General features: G+C 70.4%; 21 protein-coding genes. 11 read left to right on the forward strand and 10 right to left on the reverse strand.

Translation table 11 applies throughout. From position 1 onward, the window contains the following. Window positions 1-82: 82 nt before the first annotated feature. Window positions 83-2,827: a pyruvate dehydrogenase (acetyl-transferring), homodimeric type gene (gene aceE / locus GSF22_RS12125; RefSeq protein WP_208813636.1), complete on the reverse strand. Its 2,745-nt coding sequence runs from the start codon at window positions 2,825-2,827 to the stop codon at window positions 83-85. Window positions 2,828-3,015: 188 nt separating this feature from the next. On the opposite strand from aceE, the gene GSF22_RS12130 reads away from it, so the two are divergent. From GSF22_RS12130 to GSF22_RS12150, 5 genes are all read left to right on the forward strand, one after another. Next, on the forward strand, window positions 3,016-3,540 hold the full coding sequence (locus GSF22_RS12130; protein ID WP_208813637.1) for a YgaP family membrane protein: 525 nt from the start codon (window positions 3,016-3,018) through the stop codon (window positions 3,538-3,540). A gap of 103 nt (window positions 3,541-3,643) precedes the next feature. Continuing rightward, window positions 3,644-4,042, forward strand: a complete 399-nt coding sequence (locus GSF22_RS12135) for a secondary thiamine-phosphate synthase enzyme YjbQ (RefSeq protein ID WP_208813638.1) — start codon at window positions 3,644-3,646, stop codon at window positions 4,040-4,042. A gap of 113 nt (window positions 4,043-4,155) precedes the next feature. Beyond that, window positions 4,156-5,745 (forward strand): mucoidy inhibitor MuiA family protein, encoded by a 1,590-nt coding sequence (locus GSF22_RS12140; RefSeq protein WP_439957767.1) that lies wholly within the window; start codon window positions 4,156-4,158, stop codon window positions 5,743-5,745. A gap of 523 nt (window positions 5,746-6,268) precedes the next feature. Then, window positions 6,269-6,673, forward strand: coding sequence for a MarR family winged helix-turn-helix transcriptional regulator (locus GSF22_RS12145; protein WP_244367222.1), 405 nt, complete (start codon window positions 6,269-6,271; stop codon window positions 6,671-6,673). 62 nt (window positions 6,674-6,735) lie between these two features. Continuing rightward, complete coding sequence (locus tag GSF22_RS12150) at window positions 6,736-8,952, forward strand: thiamine pyrophosphate-dependent enzyme (protein WP_208813641.1); 2,217 nt, start codon at window positions 6,736-6,738, stop codon at window positions 8,950-8,952. Window positions 8,953-9,033: 81 nt separating this feature from the next. Here the strand turns inward: GSF22_RS12150 and GSF22_RS12155 are convergent, their stop codons facing one another. From GSF22_RS12155 to GSF22_RS12195, 9 genes are all read right to left on the reverse strand, one after another. Next, the gene (locus tag GSF22_RS12155) at window positions 9,034-10,014 is read right to left on the reverse strand and encodes a D-2-hydroxyacid dehydrogenase (RefSeq protein WP_208813642.1); all 981 of its coding nucleotides are present in this window, start codon (window positions 10,012-10,014) and stop codon (window positions 9,034-9,036) included. Beyond that, window positions 10,011-10,211, reverse strand: coding sequence for a tautomerase family protein (locus GSF22_RS12160; RefSeq protein WP_208813643.1), 201 nt, complete (start codon window positions 10,209-10,211; stop codon window positions 10,011-10,013). Before GSF22_RS12160 ends, GSF22_RS12155 begins: the two co-directional genes overlap by 4 nt. Before the next feature lie 5 nt (window positions 10,212-10,216). Then, complete coding sequence (locus tag GSF22_RS12165) at window positions 10,217-11,089, reverse strand: tetratricopeptide repeat protein (protein WP_208813644.1); 873 nt, start codon at window positions 11,087-11,089, stop codon at window positions 10,217-10,219. A 61-nt stretch (window positions 11,090-11,150) separates the two neighbouring features. Next, window positions 11,151-12,761: an ABC transporter substrate-binding protein gene (locus GSF22_RS12170; RefSeq protein WP_208813645.1), complete on the reverse strand. Its 1,611-nt coding sequence runs from the start codon at window positions 12,759-12,761 to the stop codon at window positions 11,151-11,153. Window positions 12,762-12,792: 31 nt separating this feature from the next. Continuing rightward, window positions 12,793-13,830, reverse strand: a complete 1,038-nt coding sequence (locus GSF22_RS12175) for a dipeptidase (RefSeq protein ID WP_208813646.1) — start codon at window positions 13,828-13,830, stop codon at window positions 12,793-12,795. A gap of 561 nt (window positions 13,831-14,391) precedes the next feature. After that, window positions 14,392-15,645 carry an MFS transporter gene (locus GSF22_RS12180; RefSeq protein ID WP_208813647.1) on the reverse strand — a complete coding sequence of 418 codons (1,254 nt, stop codon included), beginning with the start codon at window positions 15,643-15,645 and terminating at the stop codon, window positions 14,392-14,394. Between the two features lie 149 nt (window positions 15,646-15,794). Then, on the reverse strand, window positions 15,795-16,217 hold the full coding sequence (locus GSF22_RS12185) for an SHOCT-like domain-containing protein (protein WP_208813648.1): 423 nt from the start codon (window positions 16,215-16,217) through the stop codon (window positions 15,795-15,797). A gap of 15 nt (window positions 16,218-16,232) precedes the next feature. Then, window positions 16,233-16,490 carry a hypothetical protein gene (locus tag GSF22_RS12190; RefSeq protein WP_208813649.1) on the reverse strand — a complete coding sequence of 86 codons (258 nt, stop codon included), beginning with the start codon at window positions 16,488-16,490 and terminating at the stop codon, window positions 16,233-16,235. After that, complete coding sequence (locus GSF22_RS12195) at window positions 16,490-16,867, reverse strand: DUF2089 domain-containing protein (protein WP_208813650.1); 378 nt, start codon at window positions 16,865-16,867, stop codon at window positions 16,490-16,492. The genes GSF22_RS12190 and GSF22_RS12195 overlap by 1 nt, the downstream gene beginning before the upstream one ends. Window positions 16,868-17,246: 379 nt before the next feature. On the opposite strand from GSF22_RS12195, the gene GSF22_RS12200 reads away from it, so the two are divergent. From GSF22_RS12200 to GSF22_RS12225, 6 genes are all read left to right on the forward strand, one after another. Beyond that, window positions 17,247-18,191, forward strand: a complete 945-nt coding sequence (locus GSF22_RS12200) for an ABC transporter permease (RefSeq protein WP_208813651.1) — start codon at window positions 17,247-17,249, stop codon at window positions 18,189-18,191. A 54-nt stretch (window positions 18,192-18,245) separates the two neighbouring features. Continuing rightward, window positions 18,246-19,022 (forward strand): ABC transporter ATP-binding protein, encoded by a 777-nt coding sequence (locus tag GSF22_RS12205; protein WP_439957768.1) that lies wholly within the window; start codon window positions 18,246-18,248, stop codon window positions 19,020-19,022. After that, window positions 19,019-19,840, forward strand: coding sequence for an ABC transporter permease (locus GSF22_RS12210; protein ID WP_208813653.1), 822 nt, complete (start codon window positions 19,019-19,021; stop codon window positions 19,838-19,840). The genes GSF22_RS12205 and GSF22_RS12210 overlap by 4 nt, the downstream gene beginning before the upstream one ends. 34 nt (window positions 19,841-19,874) lie before the next feature. Beyond that, window positions 19,875-21,032: an ABC transporter substrate-binding protein gene (locus GSF22_RS12215; RefSeq protein WP_208813654.1), complete on the forward strand. Its 1,158-nt coding sequence runs from the start codon at window positions 19,875-19,877 to the stop codon at window positions 21,030-21,032. Window positions 21,033-21,147: 115 nt separating this feature from the next. Further along, window positions 21,148-21,939, forward strand: a complete 792-nt coding sequence (locus tag GSF22_RS12220) for an IclR family transcriptional regulator (RefSeq protein WP_208813655.1) — start codon at window positions 21,148-21,150, stop codon at window positions 21,937-21,939. Between the two features lie 61 nt (window positions 21,940-22,000). Further along, window positions 22,001-23,030, forward strand: a 1,030-nt coding sequence (locus GSF22_RS12225; RefSeq protein WP_208813656.1) for an aldehyde dehydrogenase family protein, incomplete at its 3' end; no start/stop codon positions are given.

Raw genomic sequence — 23,030 nt, forward strand, 5'->3', positions numbered from 1 at the left:
CCAGGGGACTGGGGGGAGAAACCAGCCGGGGCCCGGAACGGTGGCGACACCGTCCCGGGCCCCGGCGGGGGTGACGCTCGTGTTACGAGTCGCCGCCGGTCTCGCCGACCGGTGCCGCGTTCACGTCGTCGATCGCGTACTTCTTCGCCGCCTCGGCCGGCATCTCGGCCGGGACCGTACCGCGCAGCGCGAGCTGGCGCAGCGTGGCCACGGCCACCGACTCCGCGTCGACGTGGAAGTGCCGGCGCAGCGCGTGCCGGGTGTCCGACAGGCCGAAACCGTCCGTACCCAGTGAGGTGTAGTCACCTGGTACCCAGCGGGCGATCAGGTCGGGTACCGCCCGCATCCAGTCGCTGACCGCGACCTTCGGCCCGTCGGCGTCGGCCAGCTTCTGCTGGACGTACGGCACCTTCAGCTCGCCGCCCGGGTGCAGCAGGTTGTGCTCCTCGCACTGCACCGCGTCCCGGCGCAGCTCGGTCCACGAGGTCACCGACCAGACGTCGGCGGCCACCCCCCAGTCCTGGGCGAGCAGCTGCTGCGCCTTGAGCGCCCACTGCATACCGGTACCCGAGGCGAGGATGTTCGCCCTCGGCGCGTCGCCGGCCAGCTTCGGCGCGGCAGCGTACCGGTAGATGCCCCGCTTGATGCCCTCGACGTCGACGCCCGCCGGCTCGGCCGGCTGGAGGATCGGCTCGTTGTACACCGTCAGGTAGTAGAAGATGTTCTCCTGCTCCGCGCCGTACATCCGGTGCAGGCCGTCCTCGACGATGTGCGCGATCTCGAAGGCGAACGCCGGGTCGTAGGCCACCACGGCCGGGTTGGTCGCCGCGAGCAGCAGCGAGTGCCCGTCCTCGTGCTGGAGACCCTCACCGTTGAGCGTGGTCCGCCCGGCGGTGGCGCCGAGCACGAAGCCCCGGGTCATCTGGTCGGCCGCCGCCCAGAACCCGTCACCGGTGCGCTGGAAGCCGAACATCGAGTAGAAGATGTACAGCGGGATCATCGGCTCGCCGTGCGTGGCGTACGCCGAGCCGGCGGCGGTGAACGAGGCGACCGAACCGGCCTCGTTGATGCCCTCGTGCAGGATCTGCCCGGCGGTCGACTCCTTGTACGACAGGAACAGCTCCCGGTCCACCGAGGTGTACCGCTGCCCGTGCGGGGAGTAGATCTTCGCGGTGGGGAAGAGCGAGTCCATGCCGAAGGTACGGGCCTCGTCCGGGATGATCGGCACCCAGCGCCTGCCGAACTCCTTGTCCTTCATCAGGTCCTTGAGCAGGCGGACGAAGGCCATCGTGGTGGCCACCTTCTGCTTGCCCGAGCCCCGCTTCACGTCGGCGAACCGCTCGCTGCCCGGGATCGCCAGCGAGGAGTGGCTGGTCCGCCGGGACGGCAGGAACCCGCCGAGCTGCTCGCGCCGCTCCCGCAGGTACTGGATCTCGTCGGAGTCCTTGCCCGGGTGGAAGTACGGCGGCAGGTACGGGTTCCCCTCCAGCGCCGAGTCCGGGATGTCCAGGTAGAGCCGGTCGCGGAAGGTCTTCAGGTCCTCCAGCGTCAGCTTCTTCATCTGGTGCGTGGCGTTGCGGCCCTCGAAGTGCGAACCGAGCGTCCAGCCCTTGATCGTCTTGGCCAGGATGACGGTCGGCTGCCCGGTGTGCTCGGTCGCCGCCTTGTACGCCGCGTAGAGCTTGCGGTAGTCGTGGCCACCCCGCTTGAGGTTCCAGATCTCGTCGTCGCTGAGATGCTCGACCATCTTGCGGGTGCGCTGGTCCCGACCGAAGAAGTGCTCCCGCACGTACGCCCCGGACTCCGCCTTGTAGGTCTGGTAGTCCCCGTCGGGCGTGGTGTTCATCAGGTTGACCAGTGCGCCGTCGGTGTCGGCGGCGAGCAGCGGGTCCCACTCCCGGCCCCAGACCACCTTGATGACGTTCCAGCCGGCGCCCCGGAAGAACGCCTCCAGCTCCTGCATCACCTTGCCGTTGCCCCGGACCGGACCGTCCAGCCGCTGAAGGTTGCAGTTGATCACGAAGGTGAGGTTGTCCAGCTCCTCGCGGGCGGCCACCCCGATCGCGCCCAGGGTCTCCGGCTCGTCCATCTCACCGTCGCCGAGGAACGCCCAGACCCGCTGGTCGGAGGTGTCCTTGATGCCCCGGTGGTGCAGGTACCGGTTGAACCGGGCCTGGTAGATCGCGTTCAGGCCGCCCAGCCCCATGGAGACCGTGGGGAACTCCCAGAAGTCCGGCATCAGCCGAGGGTGCGGGTACGACGGCAGGCCACCGCCCGGGTGGGACAGCTCCTGGCGGAACCCGTCGAGCTGGTTCTCGCTGAGCCGGTTCTCCAGGAACGCGCGCGCGTACATACCGGGCGAGGCGTGGCCCTGGTAGAAGATGTGGTCCCCACCGCCCGGGTGGTTCTTCCCCCGGAAGAAGTGGTTGAAACCGACCTCGTAGAGCGACGCCGAGCTGGCGAAGGTGGAGATGTGCCCGCCGACGCCGATCTCCGGGCGCTGCGCCCGGTGCACCACCATCGCCGCGTTCCACCGGATGTACGCCCGGATCCGCCGTTCGATGTGCTCGTCGCCGGGGAACCACGGTTCGCGCTCCGGCGGGATGGTGTTGATGTAGTCGGTGGTCGTCAGCGACGGCACCCCGACCTGGCGCTCGCGGGCCCGCTCCAGCAGGCGCAGCATGACGTAACGGGCACGCTTCGTACCACGCTCGTCGATGACACCGTCGAGCGACTCGACCCATTCGCTGGTTTCTTCAGGGTCGATGTCCGGAAGCTGGCTCGGCAGGCCGGCGGTGATCACCGGGCGCTTGCGTTCCGTAGCCACAGGCGTTCCCTCGGTTGTGTGTGTGGGATAGGTCTCTTGGGTCATCCTGCCCCCTCGGACCGGGCCACGTCACCTTTAGCTCCCTCAGACGCGACGCTCGACACAGGTACCGGTGGGTAACTTTCTGTCGCCGCGCCCGCCGGGTCATCGGCTGCCGACGATTGCCGGCCCCACCTACCCTCGGCGGCATGCGACGGCGATGGGCTCCCCTGCTGGAGACACTGGTCAAGATGCTGGTCGGCGTGGCCGCGATCGTGCTCGCGACCACCTGGTTGACCGCCGAGTGGGCGGTCGTGGTCGGGCTGGTGGGCTGCGCACTCCTGGTCACCGGACTGGTCCGGCTGCCCCGCGAGCTGCGCTACGCCCGGGGCGTGGTCCGGGTGACCCGGCCGTCCACCTCCCGCCCGCCGACCGGCGGCGGTCGACGGCGGGCCCCGCAGCAGCGGCACCATCCCACCCACAGCGGTCCGACCGGCGCGGTGGGGGTCGGCACGGCAGGACGCGACCACTCGACCGGCCAGTACTGGTCCGACGACGACCGCAACCGCTCCGGCGGCGGTGGGGACGGCGGCTCCGGCAGCGGCTCGGACGGTTCCTCCGGCGGCTGGTCGGACAGCGGCTCCGGCGGCTGGTCGGGCGGATCCTCCGGAGGGTCCTCGGACAGCGGTGGCGGATACTCCGGCGGCGGGGACAGCGGTGGCGGCGGCTGGTGAAGCCCGTCCGCCCGCCGGTCGAGGCCCGTCCGGCCGGCCGGGGCGACGACTCCCGGCCGGGCGGTGACCGCCCGACGCCACCGGGCTGCGGCACACTGACCCCATGCGTACTGAGGTCATCACCGTCCGGACCGGCTCCCGACCCACCGTCCGGGACATCACCCGGGAGGCCGAACGGTTCGTCACCGGGCAGGGCGACGGGCTGCTGCACGTCTTCGTACCGCACGCCACCGCCGGACTGGCGATCATCGAGACCGGCGCCGGCTCGGACGACGACCTGCTCCGCGCCATCGACGACCTGCTGCCCACCGACGACCGGTGGCGGCACCGGCACGGCTCCCCGGGACACGGACGCGACCACGTGCTGCCCGCCTTCCTGCCGCCGTACGCCACCGTGCCGGTGATCGACGGGAAGTTGGCCCTCGGTACCTGGCAGTCGATCTGCCTCGTCGACCCGAACGGCGACAACCCGACCCGCCAGGTCCGCTTCTCCTTCCGGTAAGGAAGGGCCCCCTATTAACGTTTCCGGTAGAGGAAGGGCCCCTTGTTAACACGCCCGGTCCGGAGCGTCCCGGACACGGGCGCGGCCCGACTACCCTCGCCGCCGTGAACGCAGTGGAGATCGAAGCACCCATCGCCGGAGTCACCGTCTACCCGGACCGGGCCCGGATCACCCGCCGGGGCAGCACCCGGTTGACCGCCGGTGAGCACCGGGTACGCATCGCGCCGCTCCCGCTGGGCCTACGGCGGGACTCGATCCGGGTCGGCGGCCGGGGCGCGGCGACCGTACTCGGCGTGGACGTGACCGTCTGGCGGCAGCCCCGCAGCACCGACGGGCAGGTCAGCGGCCTGGAACAGCGGCGCCGCGAACTGGCCGACGAACTGACCGAGGTCGACGACGCGTACGAGATCGAGGAACAGCGGGGGGAGTTCCTCACCCGCCTGGCCGAACGGGCCGGTGGCACGTACGCCCGCGCGCTGGCCTCCGGCGACGCGGCCCCCACCGACGTGGCCACCTTCACCGACTCGGTGGCCGGTCAGCTCGCCGACTCCCGCAGCCGTCGCCGTGGCCTGACCCGGCGGCGGACCGAACTGACCGAGGAACTCGCGGTGGTCGAGCGGCACCTCGCCGCCGCGAACGGCAAGCGGGAACCGGACCGGCTGGCCGCCGAGGTCACCGTCTCGGTGGACGCCGACGAAGCCGACCTGGACCTGGAACTCACCTACCTGGTCGACGGGGCGCGTTGGCAGCCCTCCTACGACCTGCGGCTGGTCGACGACACCATGACCGTCACCTGGTTCGGCCTGGTCAGCCAGGACACCGGGGAGGACTGGCCGGAGTGCCAGCTCCAGCTCTCCACCGCCCGGCCGGCGGCGGCGACCGGCGTACCCGAGCTGTCGCCCTGGTACCTCGACCGGGTCCGGCCGGTACCGCCGCCGGTGGCCATGCCGGCGGCGTTCGCCGGACTGCCGCCGCCCCCGGCGCCCGGTGCGGCCCCGGCCGCCGCCGGCGGCGGTGTCGCCCGGTCCGCCGCGCCGCGCCCGAAGCCCAAGGTGCAGCAGAGCGTCGCCGAGGTCGAGCAGGGGATCAGCGCCGCCACCTACCGTCCGGCCCGGCCGGTCGCGGTACCGGCCGACGGCAGCGCACACCGGGCCACCATCGCCGTACTGGAACTGCCGACCAGACTGGACCACGTGACCGCGCCGGTCCGCGCAGCCGAGGCGCACCTGCGCGCCACCGTGCGCAACACGTCGGTGCACACGCTGCTCCCCGGCCCGGCGGCGGTGTTCCACGGCGCCGACTTCGTCGCCGCCACCCGACTGAAGACCTGGGCACCCGGCGAGGAGACCGAACTGGCGCTCGGGGTGGACGACCGGGTCCGGGTGGAACGGAAACTGAACCGGCGCTCCGACACCAAGGCCACGCTCGGCTCCACCCGCCGCCGCGAGATGGAATACCGGATCACCGTCGCCAACCACACGCCCCGACCGGCGACAGTCGAGGTACGCGACCAACTGCCGGTGTCCCGTGACGAGGGGGTGGTCGTCCGGGAGACCGGCCTCGTCCCGCCGCCGGTCGAGCGTACCGAGCTGGGGGAACTGACCTGGCGGCTGCGCCTCGGGCCGGGAGAGAGCGGTGAGATCACCATGGGCTTCCGGGTCGAGATCGCCAAGGGCGTCGAGCTGACCGGCTGGCGCGAGTAGGTGTAAGGAAGGGCCCCCTGTTAACGGATTCGGTATAGGAAGGGGCCCTTCTTAACGCCGGAGAGGGCTGGCCTTCATGCAGGAGAGAGCCGGACACCGGACCTACGCCGATTCGACCCGACCCGATCGGTACGGCCGGCCGGTGGCGCTGCCGCCACCCCGCCCGCCGCTGCACCCCACACGCTCGGCTCGGAAGGCCGTCGGTCAACCGTTCCGGGTACCTCTGCCCCGTGCCGTGTGGGAACCGTCACCGGCGTTGGTGCCGGCGCCGGCCGACGGGCTGACGCCCATCCGGAGGGCTGCCCTGGCGTCAGGTGTTAACAAGGGGCCCTTCCTCTACCGAAAGCGTTAACAGGGGGCCCTTCCTTACTGCTCGGCGGATGGTGGAGGTGCTCCACTGTTGAGGTGTACGTATGATGCACCCATGGCGTACCTGTCAACGTCGACCGGGGGGCCGGCGTTCAGCGGGCGGGCCGGTCGTGCCGCCGATCGGGGCACGCTCGCCGGTGAGACGGTGCGCCGCATGATGCACGTCGCGGCCGTGCTCCGCCACCGGCAGGATGCGGACCTCACCGGCCTCGGGCTGACCCCGGCGACCGCCCGGGCGCTGCACCGGCTCGACCCCGACCGGCCGATGCCCGCCCGGGACCTCGCCGAGCAGCTCCGGTGCGACCGTTCCAACATCACCGCCCTGGTCGACAAGCTGGAACAGGCCGGTCTGGTACGCCGGCAGGTCGACCCGACCGATCGCCGGCTCAAGACGCTGGTGGTGACCGAGGAGGGGTGCCGGGTCCGGGCGGAGGTCGACCGGGTGATGTCGGACTCGCGACTGTTCGGCGCGCTGACCGACGCCGAGTTGGGCATTCTCCGCGAGCTGGTCTGGAAAATTTCCGACGAAGCCCGCCCCGAGCGTGATGACCAGGACTGATGTCCGGGACGGGCACCGGTCCGAGACCGTGTCTGAGTGGTCGTGACCGGCACCTGTCGGTAATGCTGTCCGTCGTGACCACCCCGCAAGATCTCGACGAACGGTTCCGTGAGGCGGTGGCCGGCCTGGCTGCCGCCACCCACCGGCGGGTCCCGACCGACCCGGTCCGGGAGGGGAGCACGCTCACCGGCGAGCGGGCGCTGGAACTCCTCGACGCCCAGCTCACCAGTCGGCAACTCGACCTGGCCGCCAGGTGGCTGCGCAGCTTCGGTGAGGGCTACTACACCATCAGTTCGGCAGGGCACGAGGGCAACGCGGCGGTGGCGGCTGCGGTCCGCCCGACCGACCCCGCCCTGCTGCACTACCGGTCCGGCGCGTTCTACTGCGCCCGCGCCGCTCAGGTCCCCGGGTCGACACCGATCGCGGACGTCCTGCACTCCGCCGCCGCCTCCCGGGACGACCCGATCTCCGGCGGCCGGCACAAGGTCTTCGGCCACCGGGCGCTGAACATCATCCCGCAGACCTCGACGATCGCCTCACACCTGCCCCGGGCCATGGGCCTGGCGTTCGCGTTGGACCGGGACGGCACCGACACCGGGTACCCGGCCGACGCCGTGGTGGTGTGCAGCTTCGGTGACGCCTCCGCCAACCACTCCACGGCGGCCGGCGCGCTGAACGCCGTCGGCTACACCGCCCACCAGGGCGTCCCGGTGCCGGTGCTGTTCGTCTGCGAGGACAACGGCATCGGTATCAGCACCCGCTCGCCGCGCGGCTGGGTCCGGCGGATGCTGTCCGCGCTGCCCGCCGTCGACTACGCGTACGCCGACGGCACCGACCCCGCCGGCCTGCTGACCACCGCAGCCGACGTGGCACATCAGGTGCGGACCCTGCGTCGGCCCGCCGTGCTGCACCTGGGCACCGTACGGTTCATGGGCCACGCCGGCTCCGACGCCGAACTCGCCTACCGCAGCCAGGCGGAGATCCTCGCCGACTACGCCCACGACCCGGTCCTGGCGACGGCGGCCGTGCTGGCCCGACGCGGCATCCTCGGCCCGGCCGAAACCCTCGCCCGCTACCAGCACGCCCGCAAGCTGGTGATGGAGCAGGCCGCGTCGATGCGGGGCCGGATCGGGCGGCTGGACAGCCCGGCGGCGGTGACCGAGCCGCTGACCGCCCGCCGGGTGGCCGAGGTCAGCGCCGCCGCCGCCCGGCCCGCCGCCGGCCGGGAACGGGTGTTCGGCGGCCGGCCCCCCGAGACCCGGGGCCCGCTCACCCTCGCCCAGTCGATCAACGCCGCCCTGCACGACGCGCTGCTGACCTGGCCGCAGGCCCGGGTCTTCGGCGAGGACGTGGCACGCAAGGGCGGCGTCTACGGCGTCACCCGGGGGCTGCGCAGGGCATTCGGATCCAACCGGGTCTTCGACACCCTCCTCGACGAGCAGACCATCCTCGGGGTGGCGCTCGGCGGGGCGCTGGCCGGTACGCTGCCGATCCCGGAGATCCAGTACCTCGCCTACCTGCACAACGCCGAGGACCAGCTGCGCGGTGAGGCCGCCTCGCTGCGCTTCTTCTCCGCCGGGCAGTACGCCAACGGCATGGTCGTCCGGATCGCCGGCCTGGCCTACCAGAAGGGGTTCGGCGGACACTTCCACAACGACAACTCGGTGGCGGTGCTGCGGGACATCCCCGGTCTGGCCCTGGCCGTCGCGTCACACCCGGCCACCGCCCCGGCCCTGCTGCGGCAGTGCCTGGCCCTGGCCGAACAGGAGGGCCGGGTCTGCGTGTTCCTGGAGCCGATCGCCCTCTACCACACCCGTGACCTGCACACCGACGGCGACGGCCAGTGGCTCGCCCCCTACGACGAGCCGGCGCGCTGGCCCACGACCGAGACCCCACTGGGCCGGGTGCGCACCGTCCGCGACGGCACCGACCTGGCCATGGTCACCTTCGGCAACGGCGTCCCGATGAGCCTGCGGGTAGCCGAGATCCTGGCCCGGGAGGGTACCGACGCCCGGGTGGTCGACCTGCAGTGGCTCGCGCCGCTACCGGCCGCGAGCCTGTGCGCGGCGCTCGACGGGGTGTCCCGGGTCCTGGTGGTCGACGAGACCCGCCACAGTGGCGGGGTTTCCGAGGCGGTGGTGGCCGCCCTGGTCGACGCCGGGTTCAGCGGCCGGATCACCCGCGTCACCAGCGTCGACAGCTACGTCCCGCTGGGTCCCGCAGCCGACCAGGTACTCCTGCGGGAGCACGACATCCTCGCCGCCGCCCGCCGACGGTGAGGGCGGGCACCGGCGAGTCCCACACCCACGACCGGCGACGGCCCACCCGCGGTGCGGGTGGGCCGTCGCCGGTCCGGTCGGTCAGTAGCCGAGGTCGGGTTGGCGCTTGGTGCCGAGCAGTTGCTCACCTGCCAGGTACCGGTCGAAGTTGGCGCAGAAGTCGACGTAGAGCCGTTGCAGGTTGCCGTCCCCCCGGAACGACGTGTGCGGGGTGATCGTCGTGCGGGGCAGCCCCCACAACCGGTGCTCCGGGGGCAGCGGCTCCTGCTCGAAGACGTCGAGCACGGCGGCGGCGATGCGGCCCCGGTGCATGGCGTCGACGAGGGCGTCCTCCACGATCAGCGCACCCCGCCCGACGTTGACCAGCACCGCGGTCTCCCGCATCGCCGCGAAGTGCGCGGTGTCGAAGAAGTACTGGTTCTCCGTGGTCAGCGGCATGGCCAGCACCACGGCGTCGGCGCCGGGCAGCAGCGCGAGGTGCTCCCCGTACGCCACCACCCGGTCGAAGTCCTCGGCGGGCGTGCCGGTGCGGTTGACGCCGATCACGGTGGCGCCCAGGGCCCGGGCCCGCCAGGCCACCTCACGGCCGATGCCGCCGGTGCCGAAGACCAGCAGGGTGCTGCCGATGACGTCCCGGGCCACGATCCGGATCCACTCCCGGCGCTCCTGCGCCGCGCGCAACGCGGGGAACGCCCGTGCGTGCATCAGTACCGCGCCGATGACGTACTCGGCGATCGGGACGTTGTAGGAGTTGGGGGAACGGGTGTACAGCAGCCCCTCGTCGAGGCGGCGGCGCATGATGTCGCCGCCGACCCAGTCGAAGCCGGCGGCGGTGATCTGGACCCAGCGCAGCCGGTCGCACTTGCTCAGCAGCGCGTCGAAGGTGTCCTCGTTCATCGCGCTGCGCAGGATCACCTCGGCGTCGAGCCACTCCTCGCGGACCGGCTCGTCGTCCGGGACGGGGGTGAACCGGCAGTGCGGGTACCGTTCGCGCAGCTGTGGCAGCAGTTCGGCCAGGTTCGGGGTGAGCAGGACGTGCGGTCCCCCACCGTCGGCGGTCATGCGGACTCCTGCGCACGCTTCCGGTTGTTGTAGGTGACCCCGCCCTTGGCCCAGTTGTCGTACGAGACCTCGTAGAGCAGGACGTGGGTGTTCTCGCGTGGCGAGCCGTACTTGACCAGCACGTCGGTCAGCTCGGCGATGATCGCCTCCTTGGTCTCCTGGTCACGCTTGCCGATCTCGGCGCGGATGATCGCCATGTCGTTCAGTTCCCCTCTGTCGTTGCCGTGTTCGCGAAGTCCGGGTTGCGGGCGTACTCCGCCCTGACCGCCAGGTAGGCGAAGGCGTGGGTGACGCCGGTCGCCAGTACCCCGTCGAAGACCGCCCGGGCCTGGTCGACGTCGCCGTTGTAGTAGTGCCAGTTGCCCAGGCCGTAGCCCTGGGTGACGGTGCGCAGGCCGTTGCCGTCGCACATCGCCCACAGTTGTTCCGGGGTGATCTCGCCGGTGTAGAGCCGCATCCGGCCCTCGTACCCGACCAGGTGGTCGTCGGGGACGAGGTCGACCGCGCGGAACCGGTCGAGCACCTGTTCGGCCTCCGCCGGCCGGCCGAGCCGGCGCAGTGCCATGTACTGCCAGTCCTGCGACGCCACCAGGCCCTCCTGGTGCCGGGATGACTGTTCGGCCGCCCGGAAGCTGGGCAGGCAGCCCTCGAAGTCGCCGCTGAGGTACTGGGCGACACCGAGGTGGTACCAGACGGAGGTGTGCAGGGTGGTGTGGTAGCGGGCCAGGGCCTGCGGGTCCTGTGCGGCCATGGTGTCGGTGAGGTGCTGCGGCCGTACCTGCTCGTCCCGGCCGAGGATCAGGTGGACGACGTCCTTCTCGACCTCCGGCTGGTACATCTCGTACTCGTCCTCGACGTCGTCGAGCTGGTCGGCGGCGGCCCGCAGGTCCGCGATCGCCCCCGGGTAGTCGCCGATCGAGATCCGCCGGTGTCCCCGGAACCGCAGCAGGCGTGGGCTGTTCGGCTCCCGTTCGAGCGCCTCGGTGAGCAGGGCCACGGCCTCGGCGTGCTGGTTGAGGTAGCCCTTGAGCCGGGCGGCGATGACATAGCGGTGGTCCAACGGTACGGAGGTCATCAGGTGCCTTTCGTCACGGAGGTGGCGGGGGCGCCGGCAGGACCGGCGCCCCCGCCACGGCTCACCGGTCGAGCCAGATGTTCTTGTAGAACCGGTACGTCGGGGTCGGGTCGCCCCGGTAGCCCATGACGTCCTTCTGCAGCACGTCGAAGTCGGCGTTCAGGAAGGTCATCGCCACCGGGCCCCGTTCGGCCAGGATCTTCTCGGCCTGCTGGTAGAGCGCGGCGCGCTTGCCCTTGTCCATCTCGGAGCGGGCCTGCACGACCAGGTTCTCGTACTCCGGGTCGCTCCAGCCGCCGTAGTTCAGCCCGCCGCCCTTGAGGAAGCTCGCGGTGAACCGCTCGTCCGGGTCGTAGGTCAGTCCGAAGCCGGACTGGTACATGTCGAAGTCGGCGGACTTGGTCTTGGTGTCGGCGATGGTGGACTCCACCGACTCGATGGTCACCTTGATGCCGATCTTGGCGAGTTGCTGCTGCTCCACCTCGGCGGAGCGCACCTGGAACGCCGACGTGGCGATCACCATGAGTTTCGCCTCGAAGCCGTTCGGGAGGCCGGCCTCGGCCAGCAGTGCCTTGGCCTTCTCGATGTCGGGCTTGCCGTACACCGGCTCGGTCAGCGCGCCGAACCGGTCCGGGGGCAGGTAGCCGGCGTTGAGCGCGGTGCCGAAGCCGGAGTTGGCCACGTTGAGGATCTCCTGACGGTCGAGTGCCAGGAAGATCGCCTGCCGGACCTTGGGGTTGTCGTACGGGGCCTTGGAGGTGTTGAGCCGCAGGTGCAGCGAGAGCGATCCGGAGCCGCCGTACCACTTGAGCTTCTCGTCGCGCTTGAGTGCGTCGATGAACTCGGGCGCGGGACGCCAGAGGAAGTCGACCGTGCCGCTGCGGATCGCGGCGGCGCGCGCGTTGTCGTCCGGGTTGAAGGTGAAGTCGACCCCGTCGAGGTAGGGGACGCCCTGTTCCCAGTACTTGTCGTGCTTGTCGAGCTTGATCGCCTGGCCGGCGACCCGGGAGGCCAGCTTGAACGGGCCGCTGCCGCCGTCGACGGTGCCGTTGAGGCCGCCCGCCTCGGCCACCGTCCGGTCCACGATCGAGGACGCGGCGGTGGAGAGCAGGGTCAGGATGGCCGCGTTCGGCTTGGCCAGGGTGATCTCGACGGTCCGCTCGTCGCGGGCCTCGACCGTGGCGATGCCCTCGTAGCTGCGGGCTCGCGGGGCCCGGGTCTCCGGGTTCTTGATCCGCTCGATCGAGTACTTGACGTCCGCCGCGGTCACCTTGCGTCCGCTGTGGAAGTAGGCGTTGTCGCGGAGCGTGAAGGTGAGCTTCAGTCCTTCGGCGCTCTGCTGCCAGGACTCGGCGATCGCTGGTTTGATCTCGCCCCGGTACGACTGCACCAGCGACTCGTAGATCTGTTCGTTGATGACGAAGGCCGAGGTCTCCGACATCTTGTGCGGGTCCAGTTCGTTGGCGTCCAGCCGGATCATGATCCGCAGCCGTCCGCCGGATTTCGGGCTACCCGCCGGCTGTGCCTCGTCCTCCAGGCGGACGTTGCTGCTCAGGCCGTTGTTGGTGTTCTCGCCGGCGTCGTTGGACGGCGGCTCACCACCTCCGCAGCCGGCGGCGAGCGTCGACACGACGCCCAACGCCAGCAGTGTGGTCAGAAATCGGGTTCGCATGGGTCTCCTTGGCTGGTGTCACGATCAGCGCTTACCGCGCGGTTGGCTTCCACGCCTCCCCATAGACCCGAAGCCAGTTGCCGCCGAGGATCTTGACCACGTCGTCGGGCGAGAAGCCGCCGGCGAGGAGCGCCTCGGTGAAGTTGGGGAACTGCGAGGCGTCGTCCATGCCGATCGCCCGGCGTTCGTTCCATCCGAAGTCGCCGAGGAGGTTCTGCTGCTCCTTGTCCTTCAGCTGCGCGGCGCGCATCGCCTCGGTCCACGTCTCGTCGTAGTCGGTGGCGATGGCGACGTGGTCGACGCCGATCACCTCCACCACGCGGTTGACGTGTTCCACGAAGCGGGTCAGATCGGGACGCCGGGTCGGGGCGTCCGGGTAGTAGAGGAACCCTGACAGAGTGGTGATGCCCAGTACGCCGCCCTGCGCGCCGAGGCGGCGCAGGAAGGTGTCGGACTTGGCCCGGATGTGCGGCGACAGGGCGTCGCAGAACGAGTGGGTGACGACCACCGGCTTGTCGGAGGTGTCCATCGCGTCCAGGCCGGTGCGCTCGCCGCAGTGCGAGACGTCGACCAGGATGCCCAGTTCGTTCATCGCCCGGACGAAGGTGCGGCCCTTGTGGGTCAGCCCCGAGTCGGTCTCCTCCCCGCAGCCGGCGCCGAGCAGGTTCTGCCGCTGGTAGGTCAGCTGGAGGATGCGCACGCCGAGGTCGTGGAAGGTGCCGAGCAGGTCGAGGTCGACTCCGATCATCTCGGTGTCCTGTGGGCCGAGGATGACGGCTTCCTTGCCCTCGGTCTTGGCCCGCTCGATGTCCGCGACGGTCAGCGCGAGCAGCACGTCGTCGGCGTGTTCGTCGATCCACCGGCGGCAGTGGTTGACCTCCCGCAGGGCGGTGACGGTGTCTGCGTACGGCCTGGTGACCGTGTGGTTGACGGCGGTGACGCCTCCGCGCCGGATCCGGTCGAGGTGGGCGTCGCTGAGCTCGATGACCGTGCTTCCGTCCACCACGGTGGCGGCGGCGTGCAGCTCGGTCGCCGAGGGGACGGGGCGTTCCGTGGCGGCAGTGTTCACATCATCTCCAGGATCATCGGAAGATGCTCGGACTCTACGAGGAGCGCCACTTCTTGTCTATAGATCTTAGAAACTCGTCGCACAGAAGCTCTAGAACGACGAATTTCGACGTTTTCTCAATGGGCAACCCTCCGGCTGCGGGTCACAGGCGACGAACCAGGGCAAAGCAGGTGGGCAGAAAGGTCGCGGGCGAACCGAACCGGCTCGTCACCACACCAGCACCGGGTCCCGAACCGCCACGGAGGGATGCGCCTGGGGCGGGACGTGGTGCGGGCCGTGCTGGCGAAGGAGCAGCACACGGGTACGAGTTGCGCGGCTGGATGCGCAACGCGCTCGGCCCGCTGGACAAGACGATGAACGCGGGGCACGGCGTCGACCCGAGACATCGGAGGCGGCGACCGGCGCCTTGCCTCCGGTGGGCCGCCTGTGCCCGGTCGATGAACTCGGACACCGGTCGGTTCCCGTCGCGTCGACGTCCAGGGACCGAAGGTGACCGGTGATCTGCCCGGGCCCGCGCCCCGGATCGAGTACCGTGCCAGGTCGGCGCCGCCCGGGAAGCCGTCAGCACCTGCGCGACGCCGAGGCCGGGGCGGCTGGCCGTCGCGTGCGGAGCGCCCACGCGGCGATGCGTGGGGTGAGCAGGCCGGCAACCGCCAGGAGCGCGGCGGTCGCGGCCCATCCGGCCACTCCCCCGGTGAGGATCAGCAGGGTCAGCAGGGCTGGTCCTGCGGCGCGGACGGTGCCGCTGAGCAACTGGTCGACGCCCTGGTACTCGCCGATGGCGTCGGGGTCGGCCAGGTCGTAGGCGAGTCGGGCGCCGCTGACCGAGTGCCAGAGGTCGCCGATGGTGTAGACCACGGTGGTGAGCAGCAGCAGTGCCGTTGCCGCCACGGCCGGCAGGTGCCCGCTGGTGGCGTAGAGCAGCATCGCCACGGCCAGGACCAGGCCCGCGCGGCGTACCGTCCGGGCGGCTGTGGTCGCGGTGTCCACGGCCCGGCTCAGCCGGACGGCGAGCAGCACGGTGAGGACGGTGTTGGTCACGAGGATCGCGGACACCACGCCGGCCGGTGCGCTCGTGTGGGAGACCACCCACAGCGGGATGATCAAGGTGAGTACCACATGGTGCAGCGTGAGCACCGCCGAGGCGGTACTGACCGCGAGGAACGGTAGGTCCCGCAGGGCGGGCCCGAGCAGGCTCCGTCGTGGCGTCGTGAGGGTCGACGGTCGTGACGTTCTCGGTAGGCGCAGGACGAGCAGCGCCGAGATCGCGTAGGTCGACGCGTTGCCGATCACCAGGAACTGGTACGCGAGCAGCGTGTCGACCGTCAGCGCGACCCCGGCCGCTGCGGCACCGACGCCGATGCCGAGGTTCGCCACCGCGCGCAGGGTGGCGAAGGCGGTCACCCGGTCACGCGGTCCGGCGACGACTGCGACGAGCGCCGCCCGGACCGCCAGGTTCCCGGCGGTCAGCAGGGCGTCGAGTACGGCGACCACGATCAGGGTGGTCACCGAACCGACCAGCAGGTACGCGGCGGCGACAGCGGCCTGCGTGATCTGCAGGGCGGCGCGCAGGGTGCGGGGGTCGTACCGGTCGGCGAGTCTCCCGAAGGGCAGGCTGGCGGTCAGCCCGACCAGGGCGCCGACGGTGAGGGCCACCCCGACCGCCGGGGCGGAGAGTCCGACGCCACGGGTGAGGTAGAGCGCCGAGCCGGCGAGCCACAGGCCGCTTCCGAGCGTGTTCGTCAGGGTCGCCCAGGAGAGGGTGCGCAGATCACCGGCCGGGGGAATCGGCGAGATCGTCGACCATCGGCTCATGTCGGCCCGTCGACCGACGCGCAGCCATGGTCCTGGCGGGAATGGTCGACGGGCGTGGGACCGGTGACGCGCCGGGCCGGGGTCTTTCCCGTCATTGTCGGAAGTCTATGGCGAACGAGCTCCGACGAAACGTGTGAGAAGTGCCGCTTCTACTCGCAGAAGACCCGCACTGTGGCATCGGGTTGATCGACCTCCACGGTCATCTCGTCGAGGTGATCCACGAGTGCCTCGAGTTGTTCGGGCTTGAGCTGCGTGAGGTCGAATGGCATGCCTGACTTGTTCAGTTCGGCGTTGACCTTTCCCAGTGCCTGCGGTGGGATCAGGGCCGCCAGCCGCACTCCGGCCCGCAGCAGTTGCAGCGGCACCCGCACGTTGACCCGCGCCGGCTCGCCGTCCTCGACGGCGTCCACCACCACCCGCAGGTACTTCGCGGTGCCTTTCGGCCGGGCGTCGGGGCCCGGCGCCGTCGGCGGCTGGTTCCGTTCGAGCGCGACGATGAGCCGCTCGGCCTCCACCACGGTGATCCGGCCCTCGGCCAGCATGTCGAGAATGTCCTTGCGCTGTTCGTTCATCGGAACCTCTCCTGTCTATCGGATAGCTACGAGCACAGCCGTACGGCCCTGCGCGATGTCGACCCGGGTGCCGGGCAACGCGGACACGATGCGCCAACCGGTGCCGAATGCCCGCACGACACTGACCCGGTGCACGAGGCAGGCCACGGCCGCGACCAGTGCGACCAGGACCACGACCGGTGAGAGCACGACGATCACGGGGAGCACCGGGACCCGGACCCGGACGGGACGGCCGTCCGGGCGCTCGACCCGCACAGTCAGCAGCTGCGGCATCACGGCGTGTCCTCCAATGCGGACAGCGCCTGCTGCGCGGTGATCTCGCCACGGCGCAACCGGTCGATGACGTCGGCCCGTGACGGTGCCGGATCGGTCTCGACGAAGGTGAGCGCCTGCCCGATCCGGTTCAGCCGTGACTTGATCGTCGGGTAGCTCACCCCGAAGATCCGCTCCATCTCCTTGATCGAGCCGTGGCACCGCACGAACGCGGTGACGAAGACCTGGTCCTCAAGGGTGAGCTGAGCCAGTTGCGGTAGCTCGAACTCCCCTTCGATCGCGACGCGGCTGCCGGTCAGACGTACCCGTTCGACGACGAACGGTTGGCCTCGGGTCAGGTTCGTGAGTTCCTGCCAGTCCATAGCCTGCTCTGTCATATCCAAGTTATACCGAGCGATGCTTCAACTTTCTAGATGTTGATCTTAATTATCTTAAGATTGTGCTTCCTGGATGCGACCGCTCCAGACCGCCGCCCCGGACGGCGGCGGCCGACGGGCGGCGACCGGCGGCGCGTCCGGCTCGTACGGATGCCTCCCGGTGCGGGTGGCACCGAAGGCTCTTGGTTCGGATTGCCATATCCGCAGGTGGTACGGGGTGTCACCGGGTCGGGGCCGGGCCGTGGTTGTGTCCGGCAGACCGTTGACGTGGGCGCGAACCCGCTCCTATGGTGAACCACCAGTTCACTGAGTGATCCGATCGGCGGCTGCCGACGGACCCATCGCCAGACGACGCTTCCGAAGGATTCGGAGTGCCTGCATGACCGTGACAAACACCGCCGCCACTGCGGTGGCCAGCGAGGCCGGGCCGGCGGACCCCGCCACAGTCCGCCGACCCCGACGCGGGTCGGCCATCGGGAAACGGGTATGGAACGCCGCCGGGGCCGGGCTGGTCGTCGCCGCGCTCGCCGGCATCTGGGAGGGCTACAAGGCCCTCGGACGCGCCTTCGACGACGTGCTGCCCGGTACCCGGATCGGATTTCCGGTCGCCACCGACGACATGTCGATGCCCCACGTCTGGTCGATCCTCGGCGCGCTGGTCGAGCCGGCCCGCCGCAGTGACCCGACGACACTGGGCAGTTACCTGCTCGGCGAGACCGGTGTGACGCTGCGTGAGGCGTTCTACGGGCTGCTGGCCGGATCGTCGCTCGGCCTGCTGCTGGCCGTGCTCTTCCTGCATCTGGTCCCGCTCAGCAAGGGGTTGATGCCCTGGCTGGTCGCGTCCCAGACCGTGCCGCTGGTGGCGATCGCACCGATGATCGTGATCTGGGGCGGTCAGGCCGGCGCGCCACCCTGGGTGGCCGTCACCGGCATCGCCGCCTACCTCGCCTTCTTCCCGGTCACCATCAACGCGCTGCGCGGGCTCCAGTCCCCGCCGAAGGTCCAGCTGGACTTCATGCGCAGCGTCGGCGCGAACCGCCGTCAGGTGCTCGGCTGGCTCCGCGTCCCGGCGGCGCTGCCCTTCGTCTTCGCCGGGCTCCGGCTCGCCGCCACCGCGAGCGTGGTCGGCGCCATCGTCGGCGAACTGTCCGCAGGCACCGGCCGGGGCATCGGCCGGGCGATCCTCACCTTCGCCTACTACTACTCCAACGGGCCGGAGAAGCTCTACGCCGCCGTGCTGGTCGCGGCTGCCGCCGGCATCGTCTTCGTGCAGGCCCTCGCCCTCGTCGAGCGCCTGGCGCTGCGGCACCGGCAGACCCGGTGAACGTCCCGTCCCCCGCCACCCCCACCCGGAGAGATGCAGATGTCTGAGGCCGCGATCATCGCCGTACGAGGAGTCAACAAGGAGTTCACCGGCGGGAACCGCTCGGTGACGGCGCTGCGGGACATCGATCTGACGATCGACCGGGGCGAGTTCGTGTCGCTGCTCGGTCCGAGTGGCTGTGGCAAGAGCACCCTGCTGCGCATCCTGGCCGACCTGACCGAGCCGACCAGCGGCACGGTGTCCCTCAACGGCAAGACCCCCCGGGCCGCCCGCACCGACCGGGACTACGGCATGGTCTTCCAGCAGGCCGGCCTGTTCGAGTGGCGCACCGTGCAGCGCAACGTGGAACTGCCGTTGCAGGTGGCCGGGGTGGACAAGCAGACCCGTCGGGCGAAGGCCCAGGAGATGCTGGAACTGGTCCGGCTCACCGACTTCTCCCGGCACCTGCCCTGGCAGCTCTCCGGCGGTATGCAGCAGCGGGTCGCCATCGCCCGCGCGCTCTCGGCCGACCCCGAGATCCTGTTCATGGACGAGCCGCTCGGGGCACTCGACGAGATGAACCGTGAGCGGTTGCAGGGCGAGCTGCTGCGGATCTGGTCCGACACCCGGACCACCGTCGTGTTCGTGACGCACAGCATTTCCGAGGCGGTCTTCCTGTCCTCGCGGATCGTGGTCATGTCGGCCCGGCCCGGCCGCATCGCGGCGAGCATCGACGTCGACCTGCCGTATCCGCGTACCGCGGCGACCCGGACCACCGAGGCGTTCTTCGCCAAGGTCACCGAGGTCCGCACCGCGCTGCACGGCGTGCCGGCCGAGCAGGAGGTCCGATGAGCACGGTACGGCTGGTCCGGGGCGCCGCGCCGATGTCCGGTGTCCGGTCGGTGCTCGGCCGGGCCCTGCCGGTCGTGGTCACCGCGGTGGTGATCCTCGGCTCGTGGCAGCTGCTGGTGACCGTTCTCGACATCCCGTCGTTCATCGTCCCGGCGCCGGTGGCCGTCGTCTCGGCGTTCCAGGCCGAGTTCGCCACCATCATGTCGGCGTCGGTGGTCACCGTGCAGGAGGTGCTGCTCGGTCTGCTGCTGGGTGCGGTCGCGGGAGTGCTCGTGGCGCTGGCACTGAGCCGGTTCCCGGGTATGTCCGCCCCGGTGCTGACCGCGGCCGTGATCATCAACTGCGCGCCGATCGTGGCTCTGGCGCCGATCTTCAACAACTGGTTCGGGGTCACGAACCTGATGTCCAAGGCCGGCGTGGCCGCGGTGATGGTCTTCTTCCCGGTCCTGGTCAACACCACCAGAGGTTTCCTCCAGGTCTCACCCCTGCACCTGGAGATCATGGAATCGCTCGCGGCCAAGCCACGACAGGTGGCTCTCATGCTGCGACTGCCCAACGCGTTGCCGTACCTGTTCAACGCGCTCAAGCTCGGTACCACGCTCGCGGTGATCGGTGTGATCGTGACCGAGTACTTCGGGGGGCCGAGCAACGCTCTCGGGGTCTACATCGCCTACCAGGCGGCCCTGCCCCGCTTCGAGTACGCCTGGGCCGGCATCGCCGTGGCCAGCGCGCTCGGACTTCTGCTGTTCGGTGTCATGTCCCTGTTGGAACGCCTCTTGATGCCCTGGCACGAGTCCCTGCACGACAGGGAGTCGTAGGTCAGGGGTCGACACCATCTTCTTGGGAGTCAGAATGGCCCTGCTCGTCTGGCGGACCCTTCGCAAGGGTCACCCCGCCGCCATCGCCCTCACCGCCGCACTGCTCGCCACCTCGGCCTGTGGCGGCATGTCCGACACCCCGTCCGAATCCGCGGCCGAGGCCGCGAAGAGCTGTACGTCCACCACCAAGGTCCGTGTCGTGTTGCAGTGGGTCGCCCAGGCCCAGTTCGCCGGCTACTACGCGGCCAAGGAGAAGGGCTACTACGCCGAGGAGTGCCTCGACGTCACCATCCAGGAGGGTGGTGTCAACATCGTTCCCCAGCAGGTGCTCTCCGCCGGCAACGCCGAGTTCGCGGTCAGCCACGTCACCAAGACGATGGTCACCCGGGCGCAGGGCGCGGACCTGGTCAACATCGGGCAGGTCTTCCAGCGTGGTGCGTACCTCCAGGTTGCCTGGGCGGACTCCGGCATCAAGACCCTGGCCGACCTCAAGGGCAGGAAGGTCGGTAGCTGGGGGTACGGCAACGAACTGGTGCTCTTCGCGGCGATGAAGGGCGCCGGTGTCGACCCGAAGCGGGACGCGGAGATCATCCAGCAACCGTTCGACATGTCGCTGCTGTTGCGCCGGGAGATCGACGCGGCGCAGGCCAAGACCTACAACGAGTACGCCCAGCTGCTGGAGACCAAGAACCCGAAGACCGGTCAGCTGTACCAGCCGTCGGACTTCTCGGTGATCAACCTGCAGGACTCCGGCTACACCAGTCTGGAGGACGGCGTCTACGCCCGGGGTGACTGGTTGAACGAGGCGGCCAACCAGGAGACGGCGGTGAAGTTCCTCAAGGCGTCCTACCGGGGTTGGGGTTTCTGCCGCGACGACCTGGCCGGTTGCGTCGACATCGTGCTCGACAACGGCAGCGCGCTGGGCCAGGGGCACCAGACCTGGATGCTCAACGAGATCAACAAGCTGGTCTGGCCGGCGGCCAACGGCGTGGGGATGATGGACCAGGCGGCCTGGGACAAGACCATCGAGATCGCCATCGCCGGGGGTGTGCTGAAGGCCGCGCCGGACAAGGACGCGTTCCGTACCGACCTGTCGCAGCGGGCCAACGAGGCCCTCAAGGCCGACGGTTTCGACGTCACCGGGTCCTCCTACACCCCGCAGACCGTGACGATCACCGAGGGCGGTAAGTAGGCGCACGGCCGGTGCCGGGCGACGACGTCCGCCGTTCGGCACCGGTCGCGGCACCTGAGTTCTGCCAAGATATGGGCCGTATCCCACGGCCGGAACGCGATTGATGGAGGTAGCTATGGCGCCCAGTGAGGCGGGGCTGGTGCGACGCACGATCTGGCTCCTGCGGGCCGTGGCGGCGCATCCCGAGGGCGTCGGGCTCAGCGAGGTGGCCCGCGAGGCGGGCATTCCCAAGGCGACCTGCTACCGGGTGCTCACGGTCCTGGAGCGGGAGAGCTGGTTGACGCTCGACCCGGTGACCCGGCGCTACCGGGTGTCGCTGGGTCTGCTCTCCATCGTCGGCGGTCTGCTCGACGGCGGCGGGGCCTACGGCCACATGCGGGAGGTGCTGCGCAACCTGGCGGAGGAGACCCGGGAGACCGCCGGTTTCGACGTGCTGCTCGCGCCGAAGGTGATGGTCGTCGCCCAGGTGCCGGGGCCCTCGCTGATCGGGCAGACCATGAAGCCGGTGCCACGTACCCAGCCGGTCTGGGCGACCTCCACCGGCAAGGTCCTGCTGGCCGCGCTGCCCCCGGACCAGGTGCGGGCCGACTTCGCGGACGAGTTCGCCGAGCACGCCCCGCCGGAGGTGGGCGACCTGGACTCCTTCATGGACTCCCTGACGGTGGTCCGTGACCGGGGCTACGCCTACGCCTACGACGAGTTGGAGGTCGGGGCGGCGTCGGTGGCCGCGCCGGTGCGCGTGCGGGGGACGACCCCGTACGCGGTGTGGATCGGTGGGCCCACCTACCGGATCACCCGCGAGCGCATCGACACCGTCGCCCAGTCGGTGATGAAGGCGGCCCGGCAGCTCACCGACCTGCTCAGCAATGCAGACATCGACATTCCGAGTGCCTTCTCCAGACGGTAGGGGCACTCGCCGACCGCGCTGGCCCGCCCCTGCGGTGGGCCCGTGGTGAAGGAGGCAACAGATGGCCGTACCCGCCGAGACCCTGGCCGCGGCGTTGGCCGTGGTCGAGCGGACCCCCACGGGCCTGTACGTCGACGGTGAATGGAGGGCCGCCCGCAGCGGCGCGGTCCTCGCGGTGGAGGACCCGGCGACCGGGGCGACGATCGCCGAGGTGGCGGACGCCTCGGTGGCCGACGGACTCGACGCCCTGGCCGCCGCCGCCCGCGCCCAGTCGGCGTGGGCCGCCACCGCACCCCGGGAGCGGGGTGAGGTGCTGCGCCGGGCGTTCGACCTGATCGTCGAACGCCGGGACGACCTGGCCCGGTTGATGACCCTGGAGATGGGCAAGGCGTTCGCCGAGTCCCAGGCCGAGGTGAGCTACGCGGCGGAGTTCCTGCGCTGGTTCGCCGAGGAGGCCGTCCGTATCGACGGTGGCTACCTGCCCGCGCCGAACGGGGGCTCGCGGGTCGTCGTGATGCGTCAGCCGGTCGGGCCGTGTCTGCTGGTGACGCCGTGGAACTTCCCGATGGCGATGGGTACCCGCAAGATCGGGCCGGCGCTGGCGGCGGGCTGCACGGTGGTGGTCAAGCCGGCCAAGCAGACGCCGCTGTCGATGCTGGCGCTGGTGGCGGTCCTGGAGGAGGCCGGGCTGCCCCGGGGTGTGGTCAACGTGGTGACCACCTCGCAGGCGGGTCGGGTGACCTCGGCGCTGCTCGCCGACGAGCGGTTGCGCAAGCTGTCGTTCACCGGTTCGACCCCGGTCGGCCGGATGCTGCTGGCCCAGTCCGCCGAGCGGGTGTTGCGTACGTCGATGGAGTTGGGGGGCAACGCGCCGTTCGTCGTCTTCGACGACGCCGACCTCGACCTGGCGGTCGAGGGTGCCGTGCAGGCGAAGATGCGCAACGTCGGTGAGGCGTGCACCGCCGCGAACCGGTTCTACGTGCAGCGGTCGGTGGCGGAGCGGTTCGTCGACGCGCTGGCCGGGCGGTTGGGCGGGCTGCGGGTCGGACACGGGCTGGACCCGTCGACCGAGGTGGGGCCGCTCATCGACC

It is taken from the genome of Micromonospora echinofusca, from assembly GCF_017614955.1.
Lineage (GTDB): Bacteria > Actinomycetota > Actinomycetes > Mycobacteriales > Micromonosporaceae > Micromonospora > Micromonospora echinofusca_A.

What these genes read in the sequence shown, in the direction of transcription:
- GSF22_RS12130 (WP_208813637.1), top strand. Translation starts at nt 3,016, where the DNA reads ATGCGACGGCGATGGGCTCCCCTGCTGGAGACACTGGTCAAGATGCTG.
- GSF22_RS12135 (WP_208813638.1), top strand. Translation starts at nt 3,644, where the DNA reads ATGCGTACTGAGGTCATCACCGTCCGGACCGGCTCCCGACCCACCGTC.
- GSF22_RS12145 (WP_244367222.1), top strand. Translation starts at nt 6,269, where the DNA reads ATGATGCACGTCGCGGCCGTGCTCCGCCACCGGCAGGATGCGGACCTC.
- GSF22_RS12150 (WP_208813641.1), top strand. Translation starts at nt 6,736, where the DNA reads ATGCTGTCCGTCGTGACCACCCCGCAAGATCTCGACGAACGGTTCCGT.
- GSF22_RS12155 (WP_208813642.1), bottom strand. Translation starts at nt 10,014, where the DNA reads ATGACCGCCGACGGTGGGGGACCGCACGTCCTGCTCACCCCGAACCTG.
- GSF22_RS12160 (WP_208813643.1), bottom strand. Translation starts at nt 10,211, where the DNA reads ATGGCGATCATCCGCGCCGAGATCGGCAAGCGTGACCAGGAGACCAAG.
- GSF22_RS12165 (WP_208813644.1), bottom strand. Translation starts at nt 11,089, where the DNA reads ATGACCTCCGTACCGTTGGACCACCGCTATGTCATCGCCGCCCGGCTC.
- GSF22_RS12170 (WP_208813645.1), bottom strand. Translation starts at nt 12,761, where the DNA reads ATGCGAACCCGATTTCTGACCACACTGCTGGCGTTGGGCGTCGTGTCG.
- GSF22_RS12180 (WP_208813647.1), bottom strand. Translation starts at nt 15,645, where the DNA reads ATGAGCCGATGGTCGACGATCTCGCCGATTCCCCCGGCCGGTGATCTG.
- GSF22_RS12185 (WP_208813648.1), bottom strand. Translation starts at nt 16,217, where the DNA reads ATGAACGAACAGCGCAAGGACATTCTCGACATGCTGGCCGAGGGCCGG.
- GSF22_RS12190 (WP_208813649.1), bottom strand. Translation starts at nt 16,490, where the DNA reads ATGCCGCAGCTGCTGACTGTGCGGGTCGAGCGCCCGGACGGCCGTCCC.
- GSF22_RS12195 (WP_208813650.1), bottom strand. Translation starts at nt 16,867, where the DNA reads ATGACAGAGCAGGCTATGGACTGGCAGGAACTCACGAACCTGACCCGA.
- GSF22_RS12200 (WP_208813651.1), top strand. Translation starts at nt 17,247, where the DNA reads ATGACCGTGACAAACACCGCCGCCACTGCGGTGGCCAGCGAGGCCGGG.
- GSF22_RS12210 (WP_208813653.1), top strand. Translation starts at nt 19,019, where the DNA reads ATGAGCACGGTACGGCTGGTCCGGGGCGCCGCGCCGATGTCCGGTGTC.
- GSF22_RS12215 (WP_208813654.1), top strand. Translation starts at nt 19,875, where the DNA reads ATGGCCCTGCTCGTCTGGCGGACCCTTCGCAAGGGTCACCCCGCCGCC.
- GSF22_RS12220 (WP_208813655.1), top strand. Translation starts at nt 21,148, where the DNA reads ATGGCGCCCAGTGAGGCGGGGCTGGTGCGACGCACGATCTGGCTCCTG.